The sequence below is a fragment of the Gluconobacter albidus genome (assembly GCF_002005485.1).
Taxonomy (GTDB): Bacteria; Pseudomonadota; Alphaproteobacteria; order Acetobacterales; family Acetobacteraceae; genus Gluconobacter; species Gluconobacter albidus.
Genome location: NZ_CP014689.1, coordinates 2,496,686 through 2,512,686, shown reverse-complemented (window position 1 = coordinate 2,512,686; position 16,001 = coordinate 2,496,686). Strand labels below are relative to the sequence as shown.

Here is a 16,001-nt window from a genome sequence, read left to right as displayed (position 1 = left end):
TCTGCTGTGGCCACTGGGGCTGGTCGGGCGCGTCTGCGTTGTCCTGACCGTCGCAGTGACCCTGGTGTTCCTGACGAACGCCATTTTCTACGGGCAGGCAGAAACCTATATCGTTGATGATGTGCGCATCGCCCAGCTTGGCGAGGCGCTGAGCACGGATCTGCGCGTGTTGGCTGCGGCTCCCGTCAGCCAGAGATCGTTTCTGGCCGTCATGCTGTCGGGCAGCGAGCTCAGCGTGGCCTGGCAGCCGGCCTCCATCACGCCCGTGCTGCCGGGACATCCCCCCGTCGCGCTCACCCAGCTCGTCCGGCGTCTGACGGCGGACGACCCCATTCTCGAACAGGCGCATCTGGACCTCTATACGCTGGGGCCGGGGAGTGCGGATGTGCTGGGGTCACAGCGTCTGCCGGATGGGAGTTACATTCATTTCCGGGTGCCGGGGATGCTTGGCCACCACCGCGTTACGCGTGGTCTGGCCTCGGCTGCCATTGCGGCCGGAGCGGTCGCCATTGCGGCGACCATGCTGATCCGCGGCCTCAGCATGCCGCTGCGCGCGCTGGTTTCGGTCGCCGACCGTATTGGTTCCAGCGAAAAATGGGTGCCTCTGGCCGAGCGTGGGCCGCCCGAAGTGCGGGGCCTCGCCCATGCCATCAACGCGATGCAGGACCGCATCCAGAGCCTCATCAACGACCGGACACAGGCGCTGGCGGCCGTCTCGCACGATCTTCGGACGCCGCTGACACGGCTGCGGCTGCGCTGCGGCTTCCTCAATGATGGTGAGGCACAGGCCGCCATCGAGGCGGATCTGGACGAGATGGAAGCCATGGTGAACGGCATTCTCGCCTATCTGGCCGGTGCCGATGATCCGGAGGTCCCCCGCACCATCAATATTGTCGCCACGCTGGAAACGCTTGTGGATGACCATGTGGATCGCGGGCATGAAGCCCATTACGAAGGGCCGGACCGTGCGCTGGTGCATGTGCGTCCGCTTGCCATGAAACGCGTCCTGTCGAACCTGATCGAAAACGCCATCAACTATGGCGGCAACGTTCTGGCGACTCTCCGCACCCGCGAGGACGGCGCGATGGAAATTGCCATCAGCGACAGCGGGCCCGGAATTCCCGAGAGCGAATACGAACGCGTGCTGGCCCCGTTCTATCGGCTGGAGGGATCGCGCTCGCGGGCCACGGGGGGAATCGGGCTGGGGCTTGCGATCGTGCAACGCGAAATCTCGCGTGAAGGCGGGTCTCTGGTGCTCGGGCGCGGAGATGCCTCGAAAGGCTATGGCGGGCTGTGTGCGACCATCATCCTGCCGAAGGGACTCCCTTCTCCGTCAAGGAAAAACGAGGGGCAGGGCGAGCAGGTCTGAGAAGACCTGTCTCAGCGTTAAAAACACGGGAAGTCGGACCAATGCAGTCCCGACACTTGCACCTTGCGACGAAGTGGCACATGTCAGGGCGGACTGGAACGCAAGGACATGACCACGATGTTCATCGAGACCGAAGACACTCCCAATCCCGCTACCCTGAAATTCCTGCCCGGTCGCAGCGTGACCGGCGATGCCCGTCCCGTCGATTTCGGCGATGCGGATGTTGCCCTCGGACGCTCCGAACTGGCGACCGCGCTGTTCGACCAGCCGAACGTGCGCCGCGTCTTCCTTGGCGGCGATTTCGTCTCCGTCACGAAGTCCGACGACATCAGCTGGGGCGACCTCAAGCCCGTCGTGCTGGGAACGATCACGACGTTCTTCGAAAGCGGCCGTCCGGTTCTTTCGGGAACGCAGTCCGCGCCGGAACATGATGTTGCCCCGGAAGACGTCGAAGTCGTCAGCCGCATCCAGGACCTGCTCGACACGCGCGTGCGTCCTGCCGTGGCTGGTGACGGTGGCGACATCGCATTCCGCGGCTACAAGGACGGTGTGGTTTATCTGGCCATGCAGGGTGCATGCTCCGGCTGCCCGTCTTCCCGCGCGACCCTGAAGCACGGCGTCGAGAACATGCTGCGGCATTATGTTCCCGAAGTCGTTTCGGTCGAACAGGTCGAGGACTGAACCATGGACGGCCAGACATATCCTGATTGCGCACCGGTTCCGGGCGCGGAAGCCCTGTTCACGCAGGCCCGGACGCCGCGCAGCTTCTCGCCGCGCCCGGTCGGGGAAGATGTCCTGCGCCGTCTGTACGATCTGGTGAAGCTGGGGCCGACGTCCGGTAACTGCTCGCCGGGTCGTTTCGTTTTCCTGACGACGCAGGATGCCCGTGAGCGCATCCGCCCCGCGCTGTCGCCGGGAAACGTGGCCCGCGCCATGGCCGCTCCGGTTCTGGCCGTTGTCTGTCATGATCCTCTGTTTTTCGAGGCGCTGCCCCGTTTGAACCCGCAGGAGGGCCTGCGCGACTGGTTTGCTGCCGATGTGGGACTGTCCGATGAGACGGCCTTTCGCAACGGTACGCTCGAAGGCGCCTATCTCATCATGGCCGCCCGGATGCTGGGCCTGTCCGCCATGCCGATGTCCGGCTTTGACTGTTTCATGGTCGAGGACACGCTGCTGAACGCCACCGGCTGGCGCGTGAACTTCCTCGTCGGGCTTGGCTATCCGGCGGAAAACGAACCCGCCCCCGACCATGCCGAGCCGCGTGCGCCCCGTCTGGACTTCGGAGAAGCCTGTCTGTGCCTGTAAGGACGGGGTCTTCAAGGACAGTCGTTTTTAACGGGGCCGGAGCAGGGGCCGGCCTGACCAGTCTGGTGGCGCTGGTCGAGGACGGTCGGGTCGTCGCGGAAAAGCTGATGGCCGGACGCGGCGCTTCCGAGCATTTCGCTCCGGCCATCCGTGACCTCCTGACACAGAACGACTGGACCACGGCTCCGGATCGCGTCGTGGCGGTCCTGGGGCCGGGATCGTTCACCGGACTGCGCTCGTCCCTGTCACTGGCCGCAGGTCTGGCGGCAGGCTGGAACTGTCCCACGATCGGCGTCACGCTGGGTGAGGCGATCCGCGCCACACTTTGCCGTTCGGACGCTGTCTGCGTCAGCATCGCGCGCCGGGGCCGGGTGTTCGTGGACCCGCCGCACGGTCCCGTCACGGCCAGCCAGACCGTCGATCTCGATCCCGCGGACTGGGCCTGTGTGACGGGCGATGCCGTGTCAGAAAAACCGGACTGGCCATGCCCCGTGCTGTCCTGCGACGCCCCGACCGCTCTGGGCATCATTCAGGCCGCACAGAGCGTCCCCGCAGGCTCCCTGATGCCGCTCTATGTTGATCCGCCCGAAGCCAAACCGCCCGCGGCGGGTCTGAGGCCGTTGCCCCTGTGAATACCCCTGTGAAGGGCCCTGAAAAGGAGTTCCAGCTGCAGACGATGGGGATCGAATGTGCGCCGCTTCTGGCGGAGCTTCATGAAGTCACGTTTCGTGGCGGAGAAGTCTGGAGCGCGGCGTCCTTTATTGATTTACTATCCATGCAGGGAACCGAGGCCGTTATTGCGCTGATCGACAATATTCCTGCCGGTTTCATTCTCTCGCGAACAGTTCTGGATGAAACGGAAATCCTGACACTTGCGGTTCATCCATATTTTCGCCGCAGAGGTGTGGGAAGGTCTTTGGTGCAGGCCATTCTGCCCAAAGGGCAAGTATTTCTGGAAGTAGCAGTCTGTAACAATCCGGCTGCGGCACTGTATGAAAAATGCGGGTTTGTAAAAGCTGGCCTGCGTCGCGGTTATTACAGGGACGGAAGTGACGCGCAGGTCCTTGTTTCTAGCGCCTTTTGATACTCAGGCAGTAAAGATCCGTCCTGTCTGCAACAGGTGAATCCGCCAGAATTGTATGTCCCAGTGCCTGCACTGAGGCCCTGACGTTCTTGCGAGTTTCTGTTCCATAGAGCCACACTTCAAGTCCCTGTCCCGAAGTCATGGCATCGAGTTTGGCCCGGACATATACAGTCGTCATGGGGCACTTTTTCTCCGTTATATCTATGAAAAATGTTTCATTTTCTGTCACGGGTCCGTTTCTTTCTTTTTATGCTTGAATGAAGCAATTTATGACTGCTACATGCTCACTCGCTCAAGGATGAAGGACTTATCTACCATGTCGCAAGAGACAAATGCTCCCGAACTGCATCAGCTGACCGCGCAGATCGTTACGGCCTATGTATCAAACAACGATGTCCCGGCTGACGCTCTCCCGGCCCTGATCCGGTCCGTTCATGACTCTCTTGCAACGGTGAATGTTCCGGAAGAGGCTCCCGCCGAGAAGCCGGTCCCGGCCGTTTCGCCGCGCAAGTCGGTTTTCCCGGACTACATCATCTGCCTGGAAGACGGGAAAAAGCTGAAGCTGCTGCGCCGTCACCTCAAGACAGCCTACAACATGACGCCGCAGGAATATCGCGAGCGCTGGGGCCTGCCGCCGGAATACCCGATGGTTGCTCCCAACTACGCGAACCACCGTTCTTCGCTGGCCCGCAAGATCGGCCTCGGCCGTCGTCGCGAAGACTGAGAGACTTTTTTTCCTGTCGCCGGTTTCTTCATCCCGGCGACAGGGAAAACCTGACAGGCTCCATAAAGTAGACAACACGCCTGTTTTTCGGCTAGGCCGCAGATATGGTCGCAGATACGAAAACCGCTGAGAGACGCAGCAGCCCCGGGAATCGGAAGGCCCCGTCCTCCCCCGTTCCGGATGATTCGCACATTGCCCGCCTGTGTGTGGAAAGCGGTCTGAAAATGACCGGCCAGAGACGTGTCATCGCACATGTCCTGTCCGTTGCCGACGACCACCCCGACGTCGAGGAACTTTATCGCCGCGCGTCCGAGATCGACAGCCGGATCTCAGTGGCGACCGTCTATCGGACGGTGCGTCTGCTTGAAGAAAAAGGCATTCTCGAACGTCGCGATTTCGGCGGCGGACGGGCGCGTTATGAAGCCAGCGACAGCGGTAACCATTATCACCTGATCGACGTGGACAGCGGGCGGGTCATCGAATTCGAGGACGACGAACCTGTCCGTCTTCTGGCCCAGCTTGCCCAGCGTCTGGGATTTGACCTTGTCTCCCACCGTATCGAGCTGTTCGGCCGTCGTGCCGAGCCCGAGGACAGGACAAAATCTCCTCCAGAAAACAGGAACAAGAGCGGATCATGACCACCAAACTGGATGGCACCCCCATTTCCGCTCCACATACGCTGGTCAGCAGCGAAGAAACCCTGCGTCAGATGGAGACTCTCTCCTCCCTATCCCTGAACCGCGAAGGCGGCTTTCAGGAACTGCGCGGCGGTACGCTGGGTGTGCGCATCGCCGAGACGGATGAAGAGCGCGACGCTGCCCAGGCCCTGCGGTACCGTGTCTTTTTCGAAGAACTTGGCGCCCATCCGGACGAACGCGCCTTCCGTACCAAGCGGGACGTCGACGAATTCGATGAGGCGGCCGATCACCTTCTGGTCATTGACCACGACAAGGGTCCCGGTGCCGCCGGTGTCGTTGGAACCTATCGTCTGCTGCGTTCTGATGCCGCGGAGAAGGTGGGGCGTTTTTACACGTCCTCCGAATATGACATCTCGACCCTGACGGAATTTCCCGGTCGTCTGCTTGAAGTCGGACGCTCCTGCGTGGCGAAGGAGTATCGCGGCCGCTCCGCCATGCAGCTTCTGTGGCGTGGCATTGCGTCCTACATCTTCCTGCACCGGATCGACGTGCTGTTTGGCTGTGGCAGTCTTCCGGGCACCAATCCGGATGCCCTGGCCGACCAGCTCACCTACATGCATCATAACCATCTGGCCCCGCCGGCGCTGCGTATCCGCGCGCTGCCGGACCGTTATGTGGAAATGCAGCGGACCGATCCGCATGTGCTGGACTATCGCGCCTGCCTCAACAAGCTTCCGCCGCTGATCAAGGGTTATCTGCGTCTTGGCGGTTATGTCGGTGATGGCGCCGTGGTGGACGAGCAGTTCAACACAACGGATGTGGCTGTTCTGGTGAAGAGCGAGCTTCTGGCGGACAAGTATTACCGCCATTACGAACGCCGCCTGCGCGACGCCCTCGACTGACAGCCTGCCTTGCAGCCGGATTTTTCGCAGAACATTGCAGAAAGCCGGCTGTTTTCTGTTTCAGCCCCTTCGTCAGCCGGACGGTTTTCTCATGATTTCGACGCTCCCTGTCCGTGGCTGGCGGCTCGCCGGACTGATGCTGCTTGCTGGAGCGCTGGCAGCCCTGTCCCTGCCTCCGGTCCATTTCCTGTTTCTGCTGCCCGTGGGACTGATGGTCCTGTATCGCGTGTCGGAAGATGCGCGGTCGTGGAAGCAGGCGGCATGGTGCGGCTTTCTGTTCGGGATGGGTTTTCACACAGTCGGGCTTTACTGGCTGACAAATGCGATCCTGACGCGCGTTCACGAATTCTGGTGGGTCGTGCCGTTTGCGTCTCCCGGCGTGTCGCTGCTGATCGCCCCGTTCATCTGCGTTCCGGCCGTGCTGTGCCGCGTGGTGCCGTCAGGCTGGCGGCGGGTGCTGATGTTCGCGGGAAGCTGGACCGTCATGGACATGGGACGCGTCTTCATGTTCTCGGGGTTTCCGTGGAATCCGCTGGGGAGCGATCTTGAACTGCCGGGTCTTGCCGGAGACGTTCTGATCCAGCCCGCAGCCGTTCTGGGTGTGGACGGGCTGTCTCTGGCCCTCGTGCTTGGTTCGCTTGCGGTGTTTCGCGGCAGGCGCGCAGCGCTGGCGGTGGTGGCCGTATCCGTGTTCTGGATCGGTGCGGGCGCGTGGCGTCTGTCCTCTGCAACGCCTCTGAACATCACCAATCCCCGTGCCGTTCTGGTGCAGGGCAACGTGCCGGAAGCTGAAGTCATCAGCCATGCGGATGCGGTCGGAAATTTTCGCCGCTATCTGAGTCTGACGGCACGGGGCGTGCAGAAAGCCTATGCGCAGGGTGGCCGATCGCCCGTGGTGATCTGGCCGGAATCCGGCTTTCCCGGCCTTCTGGACGAAGACACGCTCGCCCGGCAGATGATCGCCCGGGCCGCAGACGGTGCGCCGTCTCTGGTTGGCTCGGACCGGCAGTCCGGCAAGGACTGGTTCAACAGTCTGATCGCGGTTGCTCCCGATGGCAGTATTGCGGGCATCTATGACAAGAGCCGTCTGGTGCCGTTCGGCGAATACCAGCCCTGGATCCTGCCGTTCAACGTGCTGCCCGGTGTCCTGACGCCGGGGCCGGGTCTGAAGACATGGGATCTGCCGGGTCTGGGCCGCGTGGGGCCGATGGTCTGTTACGAGATCATTTTCTCCGGCTCCGTTACGGCCCGCAACGATCGTCCGGACTGGCTGGTCACGATTTCGAATGATGCCTGGTACGGCAACAGCGCCGGTCCGCGCCAGCATCTCGCCACCGGGCGGATGCGCGCCGTGGAGGAGGGGCTGCCGGTTGTCTTTGCCAACAATACAGGAATTTCCGCCATCTATGACGCGACCGGGCACGAAACCGCCCGTCTGGGCTGGGGGCTGGCCGATGTTCTGGTCAGCGATATTCCGTCGCCGCTTCCGCCGACATTTTTCTCCCGTTTCGGGCGCGCCACACCACTGGCGCTGGCGATCCTGTGTATGATTCTGGCCCTGTTTCCTGCGGTTCGGAGCCGACACAGATAGGACACAAAAAGGTTAACATTGACAAGCTGTTGTAGTTTTATTAACCATCATGGTGTGCCAGAAAAACAGTCCTCTTCCTCGGATCGTGCTCGCTCCGAAACCCGCAGCTCCGCTGCGGCCGGGCCTGTAGACGTCCATGTCGGCAACCGTATCAGGCTGCGCCGTACCCTCATGGGGTTGTCGCAGGAAAAGCTTGGCGAGGCGCTGGGCCTGACCTTCCAGCAGATCCAGAAGTACGAACGTGGCGCCAATCGCGTTGGCGCCAGCCGTCTTTACGATCTGGCGCAGATTCTGGACGTCCCGGTCGGCTTCTTTTTCGATGATATGCGGGAGGCTCAGGAGTCGCGGGAGTTTGCGTCGCGGCCTTTTCCCGAGACCGGTCGGCCGTTCACCCCGGTTTTTGGCCAGCCCAAGCCTTTCAAGGGGCCCGTTACGGGGTTCGCCGAAACACAGGCTGCATTTGGCGCTCTTCCGTCCCGAAGCGCTGCGTCGCCGCGTCTGTTCGATCTGCCGGTGGACGAGGCCGCCTTGTTCAGCCGCCGCGAGACGGTTGATCTGGTCCGGTCCTATTACCGCATCCCGGACCCCGCGGTCCGCAAGCGGATGCTGGACCTGATCCGCTCCCTCGGCGCGGCAGACCCGAAAACGGACTGACCGGCCAGCACCTCACTCCCGGAGCGTTACTCCCGGCGGAGGATGCTGTCATTGACGAAGGAGGCCAGCTTTCCGGCCTTGAAATCGGCGCGGAGCCGGTCTTCGTCATACTCGTTCCGTACCCAGTCCATGAACGGCAGACGTCCCTCGGCTTCCTTCTGGTAGCGTAGGAAAAACGCATCCAGAATGCCGGTGCGGGAACGGTTGAAATGCCCGAACCGCCAGTGCAGTTGCTCCAGAGCGTCCTGAGCCGAGCCGCCTTCGAACATCAGCACCAGTCCGGATGCCAGACCTGCGCGGTCCGCGCCGGATTTGCAGTGCATGAGCATGGGAAAAGCCAGCGTCTGGTACATGTCGTAAAACCGCAGGATGCGGTCACGGTGCGGGGCGCCCCGGCTTTCGAATGCCATGTCCAGATGCACCAGTCCCAGCTTCGCACTTGCCCCGCGGGACAGCGCATCGGAGCCGCATTTGCGATGTCCGCGCAGGTTTACGAGCGTTTTCAGATGCAGCCGCCGCTTCAGGCTCCGCAGCCGCGAGGGCGTGGGGTGGTTGCAGCGCCACACCTTGCCCGGCACGACGGGGGCGAGATTGGTCCAGCCGAGCCGGAAGATGGAATGGTCCACGAACAGACTGTCCCACCAGGCGCGCCGCCGTGTAGCGGGGGTCGTGATCCGGCCTTCGAACATGGTAGAGTGCATCCTTACTGGACAGGCCGCTGGTCGCGGCGGGAACGCGCTGTGTCCCATCCCGCAAAGGGATGCGTCAACCGCTGAAAAGTGCTACGTTACCTGCCATGCGTTTCGTTTCTTTCCTCTTCCTGCTGTTGTTTCTTGCCATGACAGGCTGCGGCTCCATGCTCAGCGGGCCGTCCCCGGACATGGCCCCCCTTCCGCCGCCGGGTGCAGGCCCCGGTCACGGATCGCATTCCCATGCCAGCGCCCGTCACCGTCAGGGAAGCGGCGTGTCTTACGCTGATGATGCCCCGGTCATGCCCATGCCGCCGGGTGCGGAAAGTCCAGCGTCGCCCTCACGGGACACCGGCAGCGGCCCATCCTCCGGTAGCATGTCCTTCGGCGGTCAGAATGGCAGCGTCGATATCGCGCCACACCCCGCAACGCCTGATACCGAAGTTTCTTACGGGAAAAACAATACGCCCAACTGACGGGAAATCCGTCGGGGCTTCTTCATGATTGCGTAACACTTGGCGTGTTAGGGGCTTTGGCTTGAACATGCGCCAAATCCACGCTCTGGAGACTCCGACTATGACTGAGCAGGTCAAGGCAGACATTGCCGAACGACTGCTTTTTCTTGGCATCGGCGCGGCTGAGAAAGCCCATCTGGCCAGAATCCGCCCGCAGGCCCTGAGCGTTCTGGGGGCTGCGCTGGACCATTTCTATGGTCGGATCCTCAAGACCCCGGCCCTGAACAAGTTCTTTTCCAGCGAACAGCACCGCAATGGCGCGCGCAGCCAGCAGGAAAAGCACTGGAAGCAGATTCTTGAAGGCGAGTTCGGTGCCGATTACGTCGCGAGTACCCGTGCGATCGGCAACACGCATGCCCGGATCGGCCTCAAGCCCCAGTGGTATGTCGGCGGTTATGCCCTGCTGATCGAAGGCATGGTGACAGAGCTGCTCCGTCAGCACTGGCCCGAGCCACGCCGCAGCTTTCTGGACCGTCTCCTGCGTCGCCCGGCTCAGGGCACGTCCGCCGAGGAAGCGGCTGCTCAGATCGGGCTTCTGATCCGGTGTGGCCTGCTGGATATGGAGCTCGGGCTGGAAACCTACACCCAGAATCTGGACGTACAGGAACGCTCGCGTGCGGAAAACGAACGGATCCAGAGCCTCGCCGCTTTGTCGGATGCGCTGGCCGATGCGCTGGATCGCATGGCAGGTGGCGATCTGGTCCAGCAGATCGACCCGTCTCTGGAAAACGGCTCAAGTCGCATGGGCGGTGCGTTTCATCGTGCCTGTGAAGGACTTGGGCGGATCGTCCATGCCGTTCGCGAAACTTCGGGCGCTGTGGAACAGAGAGCCCGCGAAATCAGCGGTTCCACGGAAGACATCACCGGCCGCATCGCCGAACAGGTCGATGCGCTGGCGGCCGTGGCGCGCAATATCGCCGAACTGACGTCTTCGGTGAAGGCCGTGGCCGATGAGGCCCGTCAGGCCGATACGACTGTAGCGGACTGCTGTCAGGAAACCGAACAGGGCCGTGAAATCGTCGGCAAGACCGTCGAGGCGATGGCCAAGATTTCCTCGTCCTCCAACCGGATCGTCCAGATCATCGGCGTCATCGACGAAATCGCGTTCCAGACCAATCTTCTGGCGCTCAATGCCGGTGTGGAAGCCGCGCATGCCGGGGATGCGGGGCGTGGTTTTGCCGTCGTCGCACAGGAAATCCGGGCTCTGGCGCAGCGTTCCGCCACGGCGGCCAAGGAGATCAAGTCGCTGATCGCCAGCAGCATGCAGGATGTGCAGCGCGGCGTGCAGATGGTCGACGAGACCGGTACGGCCCTTGGCAACATCAGTACGTCGGTCGAACGTCTGGGAACGGCTGTAGGGCAGATCGCCTCGGGCGCCGAGGCACAGGCCCAGCGCATCATGGACATCAACGCCAGCACGACGCAGCTGGAGGGCGTGACCAAGAGCAACGCCGCGATTGTCCATCAGACCAGCAGCGCCAGCCAGAAACTGGTGGGCGATGCCGGGGAGCTGACGCGCGTGGTGCGGAATTTCAAGGTCCGCAAAGCCCATTCCCGCCCCTTGCAGCGGGGAACGCAGCCCGCTGCGCCGAAAATGCCGTCCCACAACGTCATCAGGGAAAAAGTCTGACGATCAGGTCCGGAGGTCAGGCCCGGAAGACAGGTCTGGAGAAATCAGGCCTCGATCGGACGGGCTTCGTCAGCCAGCATGACCGGGATCCCGTCGCGGATCGGGAAGGCGAGTTTGGCGCGGGGGCTGATGAGCTCCTGTGTCTCGCGGTCATAGGTCAGCGGTCCCTTGGTGAGAGGGCAGACCAGCAGGGAGAGGAGGCGGGGATCAAGTTCAGTCGTCATGGTTATTCCATGCCCCTCTCCAGCAGATCCAGCAAGAGCCCGGCCCGCTCATCCAGCGTCATGGCTTCCAGAAGGGACTGCTTTTCCACTGGTGTGAAAGGCACGAGCATCGGCAGGACGACCAGCAGCGTCTCATCGTCCATATCCTCGATCAGCGGCCAGCTTGCCTGAAGGTCGCGGGAATCGAGATAGGTTTTCAGGCCTTCCAGCAGCAGTTCGCGATTGATCGGCATCGGGTCTTCCTCGACCAGATCTGCGGCGAACGGGGTCGCGTCGATGATGCCTTCGCGCCATCCGCGTTCCGTGGGGGTCTCGCGGATCAGGCGGAAGCGGGAAATGCCGAGAAGGGTGACGGTGAAGGTGCCATCCGTATGTTCGGCAAATTCCGTGATGCGGCCCAGCGTTCCGGTCCGGTAGAGCAGGGGGTGCTCGTCCGTATCGGGGTCCATGAGGGGCTGGATCACGCCGATCATCCGGCGTCCGGCCAGCGCATCTTCCAGCAGCGCCACATAAGGCGCTTCGAAGACCAGCAGCGGCAGATGGCCGCCGGGCAGCAGAAGCGCCCCTGACAGCGGAAACAGGCCGACGCGGGGCGGAATATCCGCAAGCGTCAGCTCTGTCAGGGGAGGAGCGCGCCGGGGGAAGTCCTCAGGAAGCTCTTCCGGTGCGTTGCCGGGCGGGAGATCGGGCGTGTCGGTCATCGGCTCACGAAAACAGGAGGGAAGAGAGTTTGCGTCTTGCCGCCAGCGTATCAGGATCTGTATGTCCCCACGCCTCGAAAAAGCGCAGAAGCTCTGTTTTTGCCGCACCCTCGTTCCAGTTCCGGTCGGCGCGGAGAATGTCCAGGAGTGTATCGGCGGCCTGTGCCCGCTGACCGGCGCCATTGAGAGCGGCGGCCAGTCTCAGGCGCAGATCGAAATCATCGGGTGCCGCTGCGCTCTGCTGGCGCAGCGCATCGAGTTCCGAGGCTGCTTTGGCGCCTTCCACATGAAGCGCCAGCGCGGCGCGGGCGCCGGTGATTTCCGGATGGGTGTCCAGTTTGGCCGGGACCTGCGAGGAGGCATCTTCGGCGGCTTCCGGCTCGTTCAGGGCGAGGAGCGCGCGGACCATGCCGCCCCAGCCTTCCGGGCTTTCCGGCTCTGCTTCCAGAAGCTGCGAGAAGAGGCCGGCTGCCTGATCCGCGTGTCCGTCTGAGAGCGCCTGACGGGCGGCTGCCAGAATTTCCGTGGCGGGCATGACGTCCCCGGCCAGTTTGAGCAGGGACTCCACGAAGCGGCGAATTTCGCTTTCCGGCTGGGCGCCCTGAAAAAGATCCAGCACCTGCCCTTTCCAGAAGGCCACGACGACGGGAATGGACTGGAGCGGCAGGCCGAGTTGTTCGAGCTGTGCCGCGAGGGCCTTGTTGGCTTCCACGTCCACCTTGACGAGTTTAACTCGCCCTCCGGCTGCGCGGACGATTTTCTCCAGAACGGGCGTTAGTTGTTTGCATGGGCCGCACCACGGGGCCCAGAAATCGACCAGAACCGGAATCGTGCGGCTGGCTTCCACGACCTCTGCCATGAAGCTGGACTGATCTGCGTCGATAATGGTGGCGGTTGTGCCTGTCGGGGCTGTCCCTGCCGGGGCTGTGTTGGGAGACTGGCCGATCAGGTGTTCGTCGAATGTGCTGCTCATGGGGGCGGGGACCGTTCGCTGGGAAGACAAGTTCCCTGAAAGATCGGATGTGTCTGCCCCTGGTGCAAGTCCACACCCTGTCGGAGGGGGCGGGGAAGCGGATATTGCATCAGAATCGAAAAATCCCTCTTGCGCGGTTTCTCTGATTCGGCCATAAGCCCCTCCACGGAGTGCGGGTGTAGCTCAGGGGTAGAGCACAACCTTGCCAAGGTTGGGGTCGTGGGTTCGAATCCCATCACCCGCTCCAGTGAAAAAAAGGCACCTTCGGGTGCCTTTTTTCGTTTCTGCATCCTGCCGCGACGTGGTCTCGGGAGGGCATCTTCTCTCTTGCGCGCTTTGTCTGATTCGGCCATAAGCCCCTCCACGGAGTGCGGGCGTAGCTCAGGGGTAGAGCACAACCTTGCCAAGGTTGGGGTCGTGGGTTCGAATCCCATCGCCCGCTCCAGAAAAAATCCAACATATTGAAGTGATCGGCCAGTCTCTTCCGCGTTGCGGGCGGAGAGTTTCTGCTGCGTTTTCGAACACTGTTCGACGCTCAGGATGGTCTGGAAAAATGCTGCGCTGGCAGGCGGTCCGTCCGGGAAGCCGCCTGTGAGGTCGTGCTTCCCGGACGAAGTGTTGTTCAGAAGAACTGGATGTGGCTCTTGAAGCCAAGCATTGCGGCGTCCTTGAGGGCTTTCTGTGCGCCCGGACGGAAGTAATACTGGAAGTCAGGCGCGAAGGTGACGCCGCGCATTACATGGATGCGGTATGTGGCTTCCAAAACCTCACCGAATGTCTGGGGCGTCAGGGAGCCTGCCATGAGCGGCATGCCATACAGGGCCTGAAGCCGTTCCGTCGCGGTCGCGTTCTTGGCCACGCGGACGTAGGAGAAGTTGATACCGATCGTATCCAGCGGACGTGAGGCCCAGAATCCGGTATCAATCAGGCCCGCGAAATACTGCTGGCCACGGAGCTGGGTGCGCGGACTGTTGGCGTACATGCCGCCCAGCAGGATCAGGCCGGCATCGGCATTGCCCTTGACGTGATGGCGCAGGACCATCTGGTCAGCCAGAACCCAGGCTGACCATGAATAGTTCACGGTCCGGGCGGGCAGGCCGCTGATGGCATAAGGCTGCCCGTTTACGTCGTAGTAGTTGTCCTTGTGGGGTGCGTTGTCGATGGCGTAGCCGACCTTGTAGTGGCCGGGAAGCTTGTCCTTGCCGAACAGCGGTTCCCAGCCGGCTTCAACGGGGATTGCCTCGCCGTGGATGTCTGCGCCGTTGAACTTGAAGCCCGTGCGGAACTGGGTGTTGCCGTAGATCCCGGCCTGCGCGAAATACACGCCCGTCTGGATGTAGGTGCTGATGGTTGGACGCGTCCGGACGCGGAAGGCCCAGCTTGCATCAGGGTAGGACGAATGGGTCGTGTTGTCGGACGAGGCTTTCGGGTTTCCGCAGAACGCGTTGTTCTGGAAGGTGCAGTACAGCGGATTGGACGAGAAATCGTTCAGGAACGGAATTCGGCCGCCTGCAAGGTCCACACGTCCCTTGGCGATTGTCTCTTCGGCATAGGCGTAGACGAGATGGACGACCACGTTACCGCCTGCGCCGTAGATTTCGGAGCTTGGGTTGAGGTTGTCGCCGAACATGCGGCTGGCGGGGATGCCGTACCGGCCCACGACGAGCGCATGGGTCGAGAAGCCGCGGACATTGGCGAGTTTTTCCCAATCGATATCGTTCTCAAGGCTGTACTGGCCTGCATTGCTGCTGCCCTGTCTCAGACCATAGCCCGGCGTCGGGCTGGTGATGGCGCCGGAAAACTCGTTGGTGGTGTCCATCGTTAACGCAATTCCACGGTCGCGCAGCCAGTTATTCCAGCCGAACGGGTCGACCAGAAGAGCTTCCGGCCGGGGAAGGGGCGGAACCCATTCATTGCCGAAATAGATCTGGTTCAGGGGCGTATTGACGCGCTCGCTGGGGAGTTCCGAGTTTTCGGAGGGCCAGATGACCGGTGGGATGGGCTGCGATGGGGCCGTGACCTTCATCTGGGTGACTTTTCCGGCCGGATTAAAGGTCGGGAAGGTCGGGCGTACCCGATGTGAAGATGCGGATCCCGTGCTGGACGTTGAGGAGGTCCCTGTGGCGTTCTGGGTCCCAACACTCTGGGCCATGACGCAGGACGGAAGAAAGGTGGCCAGGCAGAAAGCTGCGTGGAGATGGACTCGAGACAAGCCGCTGATTCCTTGGAAAAGCAGGTTAGCGTCTCAGAGGTAACATATATTTACCGGTAAAGATCATAATATAATGTTACATGTATCATGATTTCTCACAAATATATGTGATATCGAACAAAAACCCCCTGCCTTCAGGCGGAAGGCAGGGGGTTTTGAAAGCATATGCATCGGGGTGCCGGTCGGAGGCTCCATAGGGCATTCCTTCGACCGGAGCCGGAGTTTTACTTGGCGGCGGCGACCGAAGCCATGATGACTTCGCCGGCTGCGGCCTTGTCAGCCCAGCCCGTGACCTTGACCCACTTGTTGGGTTCCAGATCCTTGTAGCGCTCGAAGAAATGCGTGATCGCCTTCTTCGTGATTTCCGGCAGATCGTCCACAGAGTGGACGTTGGAGAACTGCGGATGCACCTTGTCGTGCGGGACGCAGATGATCTTCTCGTCCTGGCCGCTTTCGTCTTCCATCTTCAGCATGCCGATCGGGCGCGCACGGATCACGGCACCTGGCACGACGGCGGACGGCGTCAGGACAAGGGCGTCAGCCGGATCGCCATCGGCGGCCAGCGTGCCCGGAATGAAGCCGTAAGCTGCCGGGTAGGCCATCGGCGTGAAGAGGAAACGGTCAACGACGAGGGCGCCGCTGTCCTTGTCCACTTCGTACTTCACCTGCGATCCCTGCGGGATTTCGATGACGACGTTGATGTCGTTGGGCAGGTCCTTGCCGGGCGAGATCTTGGAAACGTCCATGATGTTCATGTCCTGAACTGTTTGGAGAGGCGGGGATATTACCG

Annotated in this window: 19 protein-coding genes and 2 tRNA genes; 14 read left to right on the top strand and 7 right to left on the bottom strand. The window is 61.8% G+C overall.

The genetic code is table 11. From position 1 onward, the window contains the following. Positions 1–4 precede the first annotated feature (4 nt). The 5 genes from A0U94_RS11485 to A0U94_RS11465 all read left to right on the top strand — a co-directional run bounded on the left by A0U94_RS11485 (position 5) and on the right by A0U94_RS11465 (position 3,758). Positions 5–1,369 (top strand): ATP-binding protein, encoded by a 1,365-nt coding sequence (locus A0U94_RS11485; RefSeq protein WP_077803437.1) that lies wholly within the window; start codon positions 5–7, stop codon positions 1,367–1,369. 117 nt (positions 1,370–1,486) lie between these two features. Next, complete coding sequence (locus A0U94_RS11480) at positions 1,487–2,050, top strand: NifU family protein (RefSeq protein ID WP_062030061.1); 564 nt, start codon at positions 1,487–1,489, stop codon at positions 2,048–2,050. A 3-nt stretch (positions 2,051–2,053) separates the two neighbouring features. Next, complete coding sequence (locus A0U94_RS11475) at positions 2,054–2,674, top strand: malonic semialdehyde reductase (RefSeq protein WP_077803436.1); 621 nt, start codon at positions 2,054–2,056, stop codon at positions 2,672–2,674. Next, on the top strand, positions 2,665–3,306 hold the full coding sequence (tsaB, locus tag A0U94_RS11470; protein ID WP_369827248.1) for a tRNA (adenosine(37)-N6)-threonylcarbamoyltransferase complex dimerization subunit type 1 TsaB: 642 nt from the start codon (positions 2,665–2,667) through the stop codon (positions 3,304–3,306). Before A0U94_RS11475 ends, tsaB begins: the two co-directional genes overlap by 10 nt. An 8-nt stretch (positions 3,307–3,314) precedes the next feature. Further along, positions 3,315–3,758 carry a GNAT family N-acetyltransferase gene (locus A0U94_RS11465; protein ID WP_231878044.1) on the top strand — a complete coding sequence of 148 codons (444 nt, stop codon included), beginning with the start codon at positions 3,315–3,317 and terminating at the stop codon, positions 3,756–3,758. Here A0U94_RS11465 and A0U94_RS11460 read toward each other — a convergent pair. Beyond that, entirely contained in the window at positions 3,745–3,987 is a 243-nt protein-coding gene (locus tag A0U94_RS11460; protein ID WP_077803435.1) for a sulfurtransferase TusA family protein, read from the bottom strand. The two genes, A0U94_RS11465 and A0U94_RS11460, sit on opposite strands and share 14 nt — an antisense overlap. Positions 3,988–4,074: 87 nt before the next feature. On the opposite strand from A0U94_RS11460, the gene A0U94_RS11455 reads away from it, so the two are divergent. From A0U94_RS11455 to A0U94_RS11435, 5 genes are all read left to right on the top strand, one after another. Continuing rightward, a complete protein-coding gene (locus tag A0U94_RS11455) occupies positions 4,075–4,482 on the top strand; it encodes a Ros/MucR family transcriptional regulator (protein ID WP_062107468.1) in 408 nt (135 codons plus the stop codon). Positions 4,483–4,586: 104 nt separating this feature from the next. Then, entirely contained in the window at positions 4,587–5,120 is a 534-nt protein-coding gene (locus A0U94_RS11450) for a Fur family transcriptional regulator (protein WP_062107466.1), read from the top strand. A gap of 71 nt (positions 5,121–5,191) precedes the next feature. Continuing rightward, the gene (locus tag A0U94_RS11445) at positions 5,192–6,022 is read left to right on the top strand and encodes a GNAT family N-acetyltransferase (protein WP_174694456.1); all 831 of its coding nucleotides are present in this window, start codon (positions 5,192–5,194) and stop codon (positions 6,020–6,022) included. A 91-nt stretch (positions 6,023–6,113) separates the two neighbouring features. Beyond that, entirely contained in the window at positions 6,114–7,613 is a 1,500-nt protein-coding gene (lnt, locus tag A0U94_RS11440; RefSeq protein WP_077803953.1) for an apolipoprotein N-acyltransferase, read from the top strand. Between the two features lie 171 nt (positions 7,614–7,784). Next, entirely contained in the window at positions 7,785–8,267 is a 483-nt protein-coding gene (locus A0U94_RS11435) for a helix-turn-helix domain-containing protein (RefSeq protein ID WP_369827260.1), read from the top strand. A 26-nt stretch (positions 8,268–8,293) separates the two neighbouring features. Here A0U94_RS11435 and A0U94_RS11430 read toward each other — a convergent pair whose 3' ends face one another. Next, positions 8,294–8,956, bottom strand: coding sequence for a protein-tyrosine phosphatase family protein (locus tag A0U94_RS11430; protein WP_077803434.1), 663 nt, complete (start codon positions 8,954–8,956; stop codon positions 8,294–8,296). 107 nt (positions 8,957–9,063) lie between these two features. On the opposite strand from A0U94_RS11430, the gene A0U94_RS11425 reads away from it, so the two are divergent. Together A0U94_RS11425 and A0U94_RS11420 are read left to right on the top strand one after the other, a co-directional pair. Beyond that, positions 9,064–9,432 (top strand): hypothetical protein, encoded by a 369-nt coding sequence (locus A0U94_RS11425; RefSeq protein ID WP_077803433.1) that lies wholly within the window; start codon positions 9,064–9,066, stop codon positions 9,430–9,432. 100 nt (positions 9,433–9,532) lie between these two features. After that, complete coding sequence (locus A0U94_RS11420) at positions 9,533–11,101, top strand: globin-coupled sensor protein (RefSeq protein ID WP_077803432.1); 1,569 nt, start codon at positions 9,533–9,535, stop codon at positions 11,099–11,101. A gap of 44 nt (positions 11,102–11,145) precedes the next feature. Here A0U94_RS11420 and A0U94_RS11415 read toward each other — a convergent pair whose 3' ends face one another. From A0U94_RS11415 to A0U94_RS11405, 3 genes are read right to left on the bottom strand one after another with little or no spacing between them, the layout of a single operon-like run. Then, on the bottom strand, positions 11,146–11,325 hold the full coding sequence (locus tag A0U94_RS11415; RefSeq protein WP_249208348.1) for a Trm112 family protein: 180 nt from the start codon (positions 11,323–11,325) through the stop codon (positions 11,146–11,148). A gap of 2 nt (positions 11,326–11,327) precedes the next feature. Further along, positions 11,328–12,026, bottom strand: coding sequence for an LON peptidase substrate-binding domain-containing protein (locus tag A0U94_RS11410; protein WP_062107458.1), 699 nt, complete (start codon positions 12,024–12,026; stop codon positions 11,328–11,330). A gap of 4 nt (positions 12,027–12,030) precedes the next feature. Further along, positions 12,031–12,999 (bottom strand): thioredoxin family protein, encoded by a 969-nt coding sequence (locus A0U94_RS11405; protein WP_077803431.1) that lies wholly within the window; start codon positions 12,997–12,999, stop codon positions 12,031–12,033. Positions 13,000–13,171: 172 nt separating this feature from the next. Here A0U94_RS11405 and A0U94_RS11400 point away from each other — a divergent pair. Further along, positions 13,172–13,246, top strand: a tRNA-Gly gene (locus tag A0U94_RS11400). A gap of 123 nt (positions 13,247–13,369) precedes the next feature. After that, positions 13,370–13,444, top strand: a tRNA-Gly gene (locus tag A0U94_RS11395). Between the two features lie 177 nt (positions 13,445–13,621). Here A0U94_RS11395 and A0U94_RS11390 read toward each other — a convergent pair. Together A0U94_RS11390 and ppa are read right to left on the bottom strand one after the other, a co-directional pair. Further along, positions 13,622–15,025, bottom strand: coding sequence for a carbohydrate porin (locus A0U94_RS11390; RefSeq protein ID WP_244178123.1), 1,404 nt, complete (start codon positions 15,023–15,025; stop codon positions 13,622–13,624). A gap of 410 nt (positions 15,026–15,435) precedes the next feature. Continuing rightward, a complete protein-coding gene (gene ppa / locus A0U94_RS11385) occupies positions 15,436–15,957 on the bottom strand; it encodes an inorganic diphosphatase (protein ID WP_062108125.1) in 522 nt (173 codons plus the stop codon). Between the last annotated feature and the right edge of the window lie 44 nt (positions 15,958–16,001).

What these genes read in the sequence shown, in the direction of transcription:
- A0U94_RS11425 (WP_077803433.1), top strand. Translation starts at nt 9,064, where the DNA reads ATGCGTTTCGTTTCTTTCCTCTTCCTGCTGTTGTTTCTTGCCATGACA.
- A0U94_RS11410 (WP_062107458.1), bottom strand. Translation starts at nt 12,026, where the DNA reads ATGACCGACACGCCCGATCTCCCGCCCGGCAACGCACCGGAAGAGCTT.
- ppa (WP_062108125.1), bottom strand. Translation starts at nt 15,957, where the DNA reads ATGGACGTTTCCAAGATCTCGCCCGGCAAGGACCTGCCCAACGACATC.
- A0U94_RS11430 (WP_077803434.1), bottom strand. Translation starts at nt 8,956, where the DNA reads ATGTTCGAAGGCCGGATCACGACCCCCGCTACACGGCGGCGCGCCTGG.
- A0U94_RS11390 (WP_244178123.1), bottom strand. Translation starts at nt 15,025, where the DNA reads ATGAAGGTCACGGCCCCATCGCAGCCCATCCCACCGGTCATCTGGCCC.
- A0U94_RS11435 (WP_369827260.1), top strand. Translation starts at nt 7,785, where the DNA reads ATGGGGTTGTCGCAGGAAAAGCTTGGCGAGGCGCTGGGCCTGACCTTC.
- A0U94_RS11450 (WP_062107466.1), top strand. Translation starts at nt 4,587, where the DNA reads ATGGTCGCAGATACGAAAACCGCTGAGAGACGCAGCAGCCCCGGGAAT.
- A0U94_RS11415 (WP_249208348.1), bottom strand. Translation starts at nt 11,325, where the DNA reads ATGACGACTGAACTTGATCCCCGCCTCCTCTCCCTGCTGGTCTGCCCT.
- A0U94_RS11455 (WP_062107468.1), top strand. Translation starts at nt 4,075, where the DNA reads ATGTCGCAAGAGACAAATGCTCCCGAACTGCATCAGCTGACCGCGCAG.
- A0U94_RS11480 (WP_062030061.1), top strand. Translation starts at nt 1,487, where the DNA reads ATGTTCATCGAGACCGAAGACACTCCCAATCCCGCTACCCTGAAATTC.
- lnt (WP_077803953.1), top strand. Translation starts at nt 6,114, where the DNA reads ATGATTTCGACGCTCCCTGTCCGTGGCTGGCGGCTCGCCGGACTGATG.
- A0U94_RS11405 (WP_077803431.1), bottom strand. Translation starts at nt 12,999, where the DNA reads ATGAGCAGCACATTCGACGAACACCTGATCGGCCAGTCTCCCAACACA.
- A0U94_RS11445 (WP_174694456.1), top strand. Translation starts at nt 5,192, where the DNA reads ATGGAGACTCTCTCCTCCCTATCCCTGAACCGCGAAGGCGGCTTTCAG.
- A0U94_RS11475 (WP_077803436.1), top strand. Translation starts at nt 2,054, where the DNA reads ATGGACGGCCAGACATATCCTGATTGCGCACCGGTTCCGGGCGCGGAA.
- A0U94_RS11420 (WP_077803432.1), top strand. Translation starts at nt 9,533, where the DNA reads ATGACTGAGCAGGTCAAGGCAGACATTGCCGAACGACTGCTTTTTCTT.